Source organism: Methylobacterium sp. P3_A11, from assembly GCF_056403155.1.
The window spans coordinates 1-9,295 of record NZ_JBFUGA010000159.1; the positions used below are offsets into that span (position 1 = coordinate 1).

11 protein-coding genes are annotated in these 9,295 nt (G+C 73.3%); 5 read left to right on the forward strand and 6 right to left on the reverse strand.

Annotated features, from left to right (window positions below):
- Positions 1-499: aminotransferase class I/II-fold pyridoxal phosphate-dependent enzyme (locus AC1DXK_RS28910; RefSeq protein WP_477299576.1), on the forward strand; the 499-nt coding region annotated here is incomplete at its 5' end.
- On the opposite strand, the gene AC1DXK_RS28915 is transcribed toward AC1DXK_RS28910, so the two are convergent.
- Entirely contained in the window at positions 492-1,667 is a 1,176-nt protein-coding gene (locus AC1DXK_RS28915; protein ID WP_457108146.1) for an MFS transporter, read from the reverse strand. The two genes, AC1DXK_RS28910 and AC1DXK_RS28915, sit on opposite strands and share 8 nt — an antisense overlap.
- 347 nt (positions 1,668-2,014) lie before the next feature.
- Here AC1DXK_RS28915 and AC1DXK_RS28920 point away from each other — a divergent pair, with 347 nt between their 5' ends.
- Both AC1DXK_RS28920 and AC1DXK_RS28925 read left to right on the forward strand, forming a co-directional pair.
- The gene (locus AC1DXK_RS28920) at positions 2,015-2,206 is read left to right on the forward strand and encodes a hypothetical protein (protein ID WP_457108145.1); all 192 of its coding nucleotides are present in this window, start codon (positions 2,015-2,017) and stop codon (positions 2,204-2,206) included.
- 258 nt (positions 2,207-2,464) lie between these two features.
- On the forward strand, positions 2,465-3,874 hold the full coding sequence (locus AC1DXK_RS28925) for a malonyl-CoA decarboxylase (RefSeq protein ID WP_457108144.1): 1,410 nt from the start codon (positions 2,465-2,467) through the stop codon (positions 3,872-3,874).
- 139 nt (positions 3,875-4,013) lie between these two features.
- Here the strand turns inward: AC1DXK_RS28925 and AC1DXK_RS28930 are convergent, their stop codons facing one another.
- Positions 4,014-4,592: a TetR/AcrR family transcriptional regulator gene (locus tag AC1DXK_RS28930; RefSeq protein ID WP_457108143.1), complete on the reverse strand. Its 579-nt coding sequence runs from the start codon at positions 4,590-4,592 to the stop codon at positions 4,014-4,016.
- Between the two features lie 53 nt (positions 4,593-4,645).
- Here AC1DXK_RS28930 and AC1DXK_RS28935 point away from each other — a divergent pair, with 53 nt between their 5' ends.
- Complete coding sequence (locus AC1DXK_RS28935) at positions 4,646-5,095, forward strand: monooxygenase family protein (protein ID WP_457108142.1); 450 nt, start codon at positions 4,646-4,648, stop codon at positions 5,093-5,095.
- 74 nt (positions 5,096-5,169) lie between these two features.
- A complete protein-coding gene (locus tag AC1DXK_RS28940; RefSeq protein ID WP_457108141.1) occupies positions 5,170-6,678 on the forward strand; it encodes a malonate--CoA ligase in 1,509 nt (502 codons plus the stop codon).
- Between the two features lie 186 nt (positions 6,679-6,864).
- Here the strand turns inward: AC1DXK_RS28940 and AC1DXK_RS28945 are convergent, their stop codons facing one another.
- From AC1DXK_RS28945 to AC1DXK_RS28960, 4 genes are all read right to left on the reverse strand, one after another.
- Positions 6,865-7,674 carry a hypothetical protein gene (locus AC1DXK_RS28945; protein ID WP_457108140.1) on the reverse strand — a complete coding sequence of 270 codons (810 nt, stop codon included), beginning with the start codon at positions 7,672-7,674 and terminating at the stop codon, positions 6,865-6,867.
- Positions 7,675-7,778: 104 nt separating this feature from the next.
- Entirely contained in the window at positions 7,779-8,150 is a 372-nt protein-coding gene (locus AC1DXK_RS28950) for a DUF3618 domain-containing protein (protein WP_457108139.1), read from the reverse strand.
- A 5-nt stretch (positions 8,151-8,155) separates the two neighbouring features.
- Complete coding sequence (locus AC1DXK_RS28955; protein ID WP_457108138.1) at positions 8,156-8,569, reverse strand: phage holin family protein; 414 nt, start codon at positions 8,567-8,569, stop codon at positions 8,156-8,158.
- A 4-nt stretch (positions 8,570-8,573) separates the two neighbouring features.
- Positions 8,574-9,095 (reverse strand): hypothetical protein, encoded by a 522-nt coding sequence (locus AC1DXK_RS28960; protein WP_457108137.1) that lies wholly within the window; start codon positions 9,093-9,095, stop codon positions 8,574-8,576.
- Positions 9,096-9,295 lie beyond the last annotated feature (200 nt).

A 9,295-nucleotide genomic window follows, 5' to 3' on the forward strand; every position in this document is an offset into this window, starting at 1 on the left:
CGGACCTGGAGCGGACCTGGAGCCGGTGGAGAGCCTGTGCCCGCACGTCACCGCACCGGACTTGGCGCCGGGCCTCGTGGTGCTGCGCTCCTTCGGCAAGACCTACGGGCTCGCCGGCCTGCGCCTCGGCTTCGCGGTCGCCGAGCCCGGGACGGCGGCCCGGATCGCCGCCTCGCTGGGTCCCTGGGCGGTGTCGGGACCGGCCCTGGCGATCGGGGGCGCCGCCCTGGCGGATACGGAGTGGCGCGCGCAGGCCGCCCGGGCGCGGGCGGCGGATGCGGGCCGCCTCGACCGGCTGATCGTCCGGGGCGGCGGCCGGGTCGTCGGCGGCACCGTCCTGTTCCGGACCGCGGATTTCCCGGACGGGCCGGACCTCTACCGGCGCCTCGCCGCGGCCGGGATCGCGGTGCGGCGCTTCGCGGAGCGCCCGGAGCGCCTGCGCTTCGGGCTGCCGTCCGGGACGGCGGCGTGGTGCCGCCTCTCGCGGGTGCTCAGGTAGACCGTACCCCGGGCGGATGCGGGTCGCGGGCGGCCACGAGCACCGCCAGCGCCGAGAACGCCAGCCCCACCGCGCAGACCCCCGGCCAGCCGACCAGCAGGAAGGCCTGCGAGCCGGCATAGGCGCCGAGCGCCCCGAACACGAACAGGGTCGTGAACAGCACGGTGTTGATGCGGCCCCGCGCGCCCGGGACCAGGGCATAGGCGCGGGTCTGGTTGGCAATCAGCGCCCCGTTCATGCCGATATCGATGAGCAGCACCCCGAGGGCCACCGCGACGAGCGACCACGCGCCCCCCGCCCAGAGCACCCCGAAGGACAGGGCGACCAGCAGGCTGCCGCCGAGCACCACGGGTTTCGCCCCCCGCCGGTCGGTGAAGCGACCCGAGAGGGGCGCCACGAAGGCGCCGCAGACGCCGATCACGCCGAACAGCCCCGCCCCGGCGGCGGAGAGCCCGAAGGGCGGCCCCTCCACCAGCAGCGCCAGGGTCGCCCAGAAGGCGTTGAAGGCGGCGAACAGCAGCGCCTGCGACAGGCTCGCCGTGCGAAGGACCGGCTGCGTGCGGGCGAGGTGGAGGATCGACAGCATCAGGGCGCGGTAGCGCAGCGGGTGCGTCTGCGGCGTGTGGGGGAGGGTGACCCGCGCGATGCCCGCCATGGCGAGGGCCAGGACGGCAGCGACGAGGAAGACCGGCCGCCAGCCGAGATGCGCGCCCAGGAACCCGCTCGCCGTGCGGGCGAGCAGGATGCCGGTGAGCAGCCCAGTCATGACCTGTCCGACGATCCGCCCGCGGCGCGCGTCGGGGGCGAGTTCGGCCGCGAACGGCACCGCCTGCTGGGCCGCGCAGGACAGCACGCCGACCACCAGATGGGCCAGGGCGAGGGTCGCGAGGTTCGGGGCGAGGCCGACGGCGAGCAGCGCCAGGGCGAGGCCGAGGCATTGGCCCACGATCAGGGTGCGGCGCGGCAGGGCGTCGCCCAGGGGAACGAGGCCGACGATGCCGAGCCCGTAGCCGACCAGCGCCGTGGTCGGCACCCACAGGGCGGCCCGGTCTCCGAACTCGGCCACGATCAGGCCGAGCAGCGGCTGGTTGTAGTAGATGTTGGCGACCGCCCCGCCGGCGATCAGCGTCAGGCCGAGCCGGGCCTTCGCGTCGAGCGTCGTGGTCACGGCTGGGTCGAGGGCAGGCAGGCACGCCGCCGCGGAAGGGCCATGGTCGGGTCCGTGTGCGGGAGGAGATCCGGGCCGCGAGCGATACGGGCAGGGCGCGCCGCGGCGCAAGCTGCGGCGATGCATCCCTGCCGGCACGCGCCGGCACCCTTCACCGGCGCCGCCGCCGCACCATATGCCCTCGATGTGACCGGCCCGGTCCGTGCACGCCGATCCGCGCACGCGCGGACGCCGCAGGCACGGGTTCGGGCATCGAGCCGATCCAGGTTCTCGAACCGGATTACGAACGAGAGGGCGGTTCCGTTCCGCGCATCCCGCGCCGGGACCGCCGCATCAGGGAGTACGGGATGCCGAACTACCGCATCGACTTCGTCAAGGAGATCCTTGGGGTGCCGTTCACGATCGGCTCCGTGGCGATCACGCGCGCCCGCGGCCCCGAGCGCGCCCGCCGTGCGGCCGAACTCCGGTTCGCCCGTCAGCACGGCATCGGCGACTGGCGGGAACGGGCCGACCTCGCCACCGTGGCCGAGCAGCTTTGACACAGCCGAGCCTCGGCCCGTCACACCACCTTCGCGGTGTTCCTGCAGGCTGAGCGCAGGCCATCCGCGCGCGGCCAAGCTCTGGTCGCGGCGGCCGCGGCGCCTTAGAGTGGCGGGCGGATCGGGACGCGAAGCGGGCCTCCTCGGGAGGACCGGCGGCTCCCGGATCCTCCGGTTCCGCACGCGCCCGCTCGACGAGCCGGCGTCGCGGGGCCGGCAGCGTCTCGAATCCGGGTCGACGGGGGTCTTGCGAGGGTCATGGCGGCGATCTCCTTCTTCGGCGACCTGCTCCAGACCATCAGCGAGCGCGGCCGCGACCTGATCGGGATCGGGCGCGGCGACCTGGGGTCCCGGGCGAGCGCCGGCGACCTCGTCAAGCTGTGCGAGGACCTGATCTCCCGGCGGGGCGAGGCCTCCGGCGTGGCGCTGGCCCGCCTGATCCTCGACCGCTACGCGAGCTTCGGGCAGGCGGAGCGCCACGCCTTCCTGCGGGCCATCGCCCTCGACTTCGATGCGGACCACGCCGCCGTCGACGCGGCGATCGCCGCCTACCGCGCCGCCCCGTCCCGCGCCCGCCTCGGCGACCTGCACGAGGCCGCCGAGCCGCGCAGCCAGGAACTGATCCGCCGCCTCAACCTCGCCCGCGGCGGCACGCTGAGCCTCGTGCGGATGCGCGAGGACCTGTTCGACCTGCGCCGGACGCTGCGTGCCGGCGAGGAGGCCGGCCCCGCCCTGCTGGATGCCGTCGACAGCCTCGATTCCGACTTCGAGCACCTGTTCGCTTCGTGGTTCAACCGCGGCTTCCTGGTGCTGCGCCACATCGACTGGACCACGCCGGCGCATATTCTGGAGAAGATCATCCGCTACGAGGCGGTGCATGCCATCGCGGACTGGGACGACCTGCGCGCCCGGATCGAGCCGCCGGACCGGCGCTGCTTCGCGTTCTTCCACCCGGCGCTGGCCGACGAGCCCCTGATCTTCGTGGAGGTGGCGCTCACCGACCAGATCGCCCCGGCGATCGCCCCGATCCTGTCACAGGCGCGCAAGCCCCTGCAGCCGCAGGCGGCCAACACGGCGGTGTTCTACTCGATCTCGAATTGCCAGAAGGGGCTCGCCGGCGTCACCTTCGGCAACTTCCTGATCAAGCAGGTGGTCGAGGATCTCACCCGCGAGATTCCCACGCTCAAGACCTTCGTGACGCTGTCGCCGGTGCCGGGCTTCGCCACGTGGCTCGCCCGGGAGCGTCGGGCCGACAGCCCGCAGGGGCTGCTGCCCGAGGATGTCGAGACCCTGCGGGCGCTGGACGATCCGGACTGGGCCGCCGACAAGGCCCGAGCCGAGACGGTGCGCAAGGCGCTGATCCCGGCCGCGGCGGCCTATTTCCTGCGCGCCAAGAACGAGCGCGGCCGCCCCCTCGACCCGGTGGCCCGGTTCCACCTCGGCAACGGCGCGCGCCTCGACCGGGTCAACTTCCTGGGCGACACTTCGAGGAAGGGGCTCGCCCAGTCGCACGGCCTGATGGTCAACTACCTGTACGACCTCGCCGCCATTGAGCGGAACCACGAGACCTACGCCAATCTCGGCACCGTGGTCGCCGCCCCGGCGGTGACCCGGGAGCTGCGCGCCAAGCTGCCGCCGCCGCGGGCCGTGGTCCTCGCCGAGGCGTAGGATTCAAACGCCGGACCCGCTCCCCGTCTGCGCGGGCGGGGCGAAGCAACCCGGCGCGGCACGACTTCGGGCGGGCGCGGGGCGCCACGGGATCGACGGGCTGCGCGCACGGACGGGTATCGGACTTGTTACGGCTGGATCATGGAACGCCTGCGGTCAACCGGGTGGCGAAGGCCAGGGTGATGCGCCGGGCCACGGCCTGCGCGGCCTCGCCCTCCAGGGGCACCCGGCCGTCGAGGATCAGCGCGGCGAGACCGTGCACCAGCGACCACGCGGCGAGCGTCAGGTCCTCGGCGGGCATCGCCGGACCCGCGAGGGCGCCCGCCCGCCGCTCCAGGATCCCGTAGGCCCGCGCCTTGTCCGATGTCCGGCAGGCCCCCGTGAACATGAGCCGGAACAGGGCCGGGTGCCGGCAGGCGAAGGCCACGTAGGCCGCCCCCTGCGCGGCCAGGGCCTGCGCCCCAGCCGCCGATCCGTCGGCCGCTTCCAGGCCTGCGGCGAGATCCTCGAAACCCCGGGCGGCGACGGCCTGGAGGAGGTCCTCCTTGCTGGCGAAGTGGCGGTAGGGCGCCATCGCGGAGACCCCGCAGGTCCGGGCCGCCGCGCGCAGCGACAGCGCCGCCTCGCCGCCGGTCTCCAGCAGGTCCAGGGCGGCCGAGACCAGCGCGGCGCGCAGGTCGCCATGGTGATAGGTCCTGCCCGAAGGAGATGTTGACACTGTACGCAGACCGCCGCATGTTTACGGCGCATACAATCCCAGGAGGCCACACCATGCAAGGCGCCCCCGTCCGCCGGTCCGTGGATCTCTCCGCCTATCCCGACCTCGTCGTCGTGTATCTCGGCTTCCGGGTCACCCGCTGGCGCGGCCTGCTGGCGCTGATGGGCCTCGGCCGCGGCATCGCCGCCTCCGTGCGCGCGCGGCCGGACGGGCTGCTGGCCCACGAAAACCTGTTCTTCGGGCTGACCCATGTCGGCATGCGCCAGTACTGGCGCGATCTGGAGAGCCTGGAAGGCTTCACCCGCTCGGAGCCGCACCGCACGTGGTGGCGCGACTTCGGCCGGGACGCCAGGGGCTCCGGGTTCTGGCACGAGGCCTACGGGCGGCGCGGCATGGAGGCGATCTATGTCGGCATGCCGGCGCCCACCGGGCTCGGGCTGTTCGCCCCCGCGCGCACCCCGGACGGCGCCTTCCTGTCGTCGCGGCAGCGGCTGGCCGGCTGAAAGGGCTCGCCGAGAGGGCCTTCAGGCGGCTATGGGTGCGCGAGACACGCAGCCCGTGATAGCTCAGCCTCACGATGACGAACCACCTCTTCTCCCTGGTGCGGGACGGCGTCCCCGATCCCGCCAAGACCGTGATCGAGACCCCGGAGGGGCGCCGCACCACCTACGCGGACCTGATCGCCCGCTCCGGCGCTTACGCGGCGGCCCTGCGGGCGGCGGGCGTCGCGCCCGGCGACCGGGTGGCCGTGCAGGTCGAGAAGAGCCCGGAGGTGATCGTCCTGTATCTCGGCGCGGTCCGGGCCGGCGCCGTGTTCCTGCCGCTCAACACCGCCTACACGCCGGCGGAGATCGGCTACTTCCTCGGAGACGCCGAGCCCACCGTGTTCGTCTGCGACCCGGCCCGGCGCGACGCCCTGGCCGAGGCCGCCGCGCGCGTCCGCGCGGTCTGGACCCTCGGCGCCGCGGGCCGCGGCACCGCCGCGGAGGCGGCGGACCAGCAGAGCGGCGACTTCGCCGACGTGCCCCGGGGTCCGGACGATCTCGCGGCGATCCTCTACACATCCGGCACGACCGGGCGCTCCAAGGGCGCCATGCTGACTCACGACAACCTCGCGTCGAACGCCCGGACGCTGGTGGAGGCCTGGCGCTTCACCGCCGACGACGTGCTGATCCACGCCCTGCCGGTGTTCCACACCCACGGCCTGTTCGTGGCGACCAACACGGTGCTGGCGAGCGGCGGCACGATGCTGTTCCTGCCCCGGCTCGACCCCAAGCTGATCCTGAGCCTGATGCCCCGGGCGACCGTCATGATGGGCGTGCCGACCTTCTACACCCGCCTCCTGAAGGAGCCGGGCCTCACCCCCGAGGTCGCCAAGGACATGCGCCTGTTCGTCTCGGGCTCGGCGCCGCTGCTCGCCGAGACGCACCGGGACTGGCAGGCCCGCACCGGCCACGCCATCCTCGAGCGCTACGGCATGACCGAGACCAACATGAGCACCTCGAACCCCTATGCGGGCGACCGGATCGCCGGCACGGTGGGGTTCCCGCTGCCGGGGGTGTCGCTGCGGGTGGTCGATCCGGAGACCGGCGCGGCCCTCGGCCCCGATGCGGTCGGGATGATCGAGGTGAAGGGCGCGAACGTGTTCCAGGGCTACTGGCGCATGCCCGAGAAGACCGCCGCGGAGTTCCGGGCGGACGGGTTCTTCATCACCGGCGACCTCGGCAAGGTCGACGCGCGGGGCTACGTCCACATCGTCGGGCGCGGCAAGGACCTGATCATCTCCGGCGGCTTCAACGTCTACCCGAAGGAGGTCGAGACCGAGATCGACGCGCTGCCGGGGGTCGTCGAATCCGCGGTGATCGGTCTGGCGCACCCGGATTTCGGCGAGGCGGTCACCGCCGTGGTGGTGGGCGGCCCGGGATGCCCGGACGAGGCCGGGGTGCAGGCCGCCCTGGAAGGCCGGCTCGCCCGGTTCAAGTGCCCCAAGCGCGTCCTGTTCGTGGACGAGCTGCCGCGCAACACCATGGGCAAGGTGCAGAAGAACCTGCTCCGGGACGCCCATGCGGGGCTGTACCGCGACTGATTCAGGATTCCGGTCGGTCCAGCGGTAAAAAGGGGTGCCGGACTGGGGATCGGCGCCGCACCGTCCTTGCGAGCGAAGCGAAGCAATCCAGCGCGGCGCCACGATACCAGACGTAGCGCAACCCTGGGTCACTTCGCTCCGCTCGTGATGACGGTTTGGCGTGACTCGCCCGCGCCGGAACCCGGATCAGAGATTGTGCTGTGTCCGCTCGTTCTCCGGCGGCATGTGGCCGTCCGGATCCACGACCTTGCGGGCGGCGGCGTTGAGATTGTCCGGATCGAGGGCGGTCTGGACGAAGTCGCGGCCGATGCTGGTCACCTCCCGGGCGTAGCGCAGGCCCTGGTCGCGGACCTCGTCGGCCCAGGGGCCGATGCTCCGGTCCTCCTGGCGGGTGCGCGGCAGCAGCGCGCCGAGCAGCAGGCCCGCGGCCACGCCCACCACGCCGACGAGGAGCGGGTTGTCGTCCACGAAGCGCTCGACGGCGGTGCGGCCGCGGTTGAGCCCGTCGATACCCTGGGTGGTCAGGTCGTCCAGCGCCCGCATGTTGCGCCGGCGGAGCGTGCCGGCCCGCTCCCGGACCTCGTCGTAGGCGGACGCCGCGCGGTCGCGGGCGTGATCGGCGGCGTCGCCGAGGCGGCTGCCGACATCGTCAGCGAGGTCCGACACCGTCTGCCGTGCCTGTCCGGCAAGGTCGGCGGCGCGGTCGCCGGCCGCCTGGACCCCCTCCTTCACGGTGGCGGAGGCCGCGTCCACGCGCGAGCCCGCGGAGGCGCCACCGCTCGAATGGCCGCCGGCCGAGAGGGGCGCGGCGCCGTGCGGCAGCGGGTCGTGCAGGCCGCGGGGATCGGGCCGAAGGGTAAAGTCCCCCGCCGCCGTGCCGGGGATCCCGCGCGGGTCGCCGAGGCCGGCCGGATCGGGCCGCAGGCTGCTGTCCCGGGCGCCGTGCGGCTCGGGGATGCTTGAGGGGGTGGCGGGGGTACCCGGCTTGTCGGTCATGGCGCTGTCCTCGGATGTCGGTCTCGGCGGCCCGCCTTCGGCGTCGGCCTGCCCGGCCGAACGGCCGGGCGCGTCAGGGTCTCGTCCCGGGGCACGCCCGGCCGTCAGATCTCGGTCGTGTCCAGCGGATCGCGAGCTGGGCGCACCGTCGGGAGGTCGGGGTCGTAGCCGCGCGCCGCCCCGGTGTTCAGGGTGGGCACGCGCTCGGCCGAGACCTCGGTGCGCCGGCGCTGGGCGTCGCGGGCCATCCGGTTGAACAGCAGGCCAACGCCTGCCGCGATCAGCAGAACCGGCACGGGGTTGCGGCGCACCGCGTCCAGGGCGCTGTCGTAGGTGCTGTTCAGGGCCGGCACCTTCCGGGCGTTGCCCAGCATCTCGTCCACGAGATTCGGCACCGAGAGCCGGCCCTGGATGCGGTCGATCGTGTCGTCGAGCCGCGCCCGGCTCTCCTCGATCTCCTTCTCGAGGTCGTTCATCGTACTCATCCGGACACGCGCTCCGAGAGGGCCTGGGCATCCTGGCGGACCTGGCGCGTCGTGCGCGTCGGGGCCAGGGTCGAGAGGGAGAGGACGCTGCGCGCCCACAGGGCCATCCCGAGGGCGATGACCAGCAGCACGCCGCCGACGATCAGGGCCGAAAGCCATTCGGAGCCTACGACCGTGGCGAGCCACTTCACGAAGGCGCCGATCAGGACCAACAGGGCGACCACGGCGAACACGGCCGATCCGACCATGCAGGCGAGGCCGACGATGAGCTGGCGGACGTTGCCGGCCATCTCGGCCCGAAACAGCGCGATCTCCTTGCGGGCGAGTTCGTTCGTCTCGCGCAGGGCATCGCCGATCAGGCTCTGGATGCTGGAGGAGCCCGATTGGCGGGGGTCGGAACCCTGGGCCATGGCGTCAGGCCCGGAAGCTGTCGCGGGCATCGCCGTCCGGCGCCTCCGGCGGCAGGCTCGACGACTTGATGAAGCGGGCGGCGAGCAGGCCGGCCACGAAGGTCCCCACCGCCACCGCCACCGGCGCGCGCCGGGCGAAGGACTCGGCCTCGCTGTAGAAGTCCCCCAGGCTGCGGCGTTCGATCGAGGAGCCGAGCTGCTCAAGCCCGTCGGCGGCGCTGTCGAAGAAGGCGCGCACGTTCGGCTTGTCGCCGAGGTCGCGGCCGGAATTGCGGATCGTCTGGGCCAGATCGTGGACCGAGTGGGCCGCGTCGCTCTTGCGCTGCTCGACATAGGTCTGCGCCTGCAGCCGCGCCGCGTCGAGCAGGCCGCGCCCGCGTTCCGCCGCCACGTCGGCCAGCCCCTCGACGTCGCCCTGCAGGGCGCGCCACTGGGCACGCTCGTCCGCCGCTGCGTGCGGCGCCTGGTGATGCGGATCCGCGAGCGGATCCACGGGTGCGCCCTGCGGTAACTCGTTGCCGGCCATCTCGAAAACACTCCTCGCGGCGGGGGGAACGGTCGCTGGCGGCAACCGCGGCCCCCGCGATGGCTGAGTAACAGATCGGGCTGTCGCGGGTTCCGATCCCGTGTGCACACGGGACGCGCCGCGACGCGCGGCACCGCTCAGTCCGCGTTCAGACAGGATCTGCCAGAACAGCCACGCTTCCACAACGCGCCCCGGGAGTG

Coding starts and splice junctions, on each gene's coding strand:
- AC1DXK_RS28960 (WP_457108137.1), bottom strand. CDS start 9,095: ATGGCCGGCAACGAGTTACCGCAGGGCGCACCCGTGGATCCGCTCGCG.
- AC1DXK_RS28940 (WP_457108141.1), top strand. CDS start 5,170: ATGACGAACCACCTCTTCTCCCTGGTGCGGGACGGCGTCCCCGATCCC.
- AC1DXK_RS28950 (WP_457108139.1), bottom strand. CDS start 8,150: ATGAACGACCTCGAGAAGGAGATCGAGGAGAGCCGGGCGCGGCTCGAC.
- AC1DXK_RS28955 (WP_457108138.1), bottom strand. CDS start 8,569: ATGGCCCAGGGTTCCGACCCCCGCCAATCGGGCTCCTCCAGCATCCAG.
- AC1DXK_RS28945 (WP_457108140.1), bottom strand. CDS start 7,674: ATGACCGACAAGCCGGGTACCCCCGCCACCCCCTCAAGCATCCCCGAG.
- AC1DXK_RS28935 (WP_457108142.1), top strand. CDS start 4,646: ATGCAAGGCGCCCCCGTCCGCCGGTCCGTGGATCTCTCCGCCTATCCC.
- AC1DXK_RS28920 (WP_457108145.1), top strand. CDS start 2,015: ATGCCGAACTACCGCATCGACTTCGTCAAGGAGATCCTTGGGGTGCCG.
- AC1DXK_RS28925 (WP_457108144.1), top strand. CDS start 2,465: ATGGCGGCGATCTCCTTCTTCGGCGACCTGCTCCAGACCATCAGCGAG.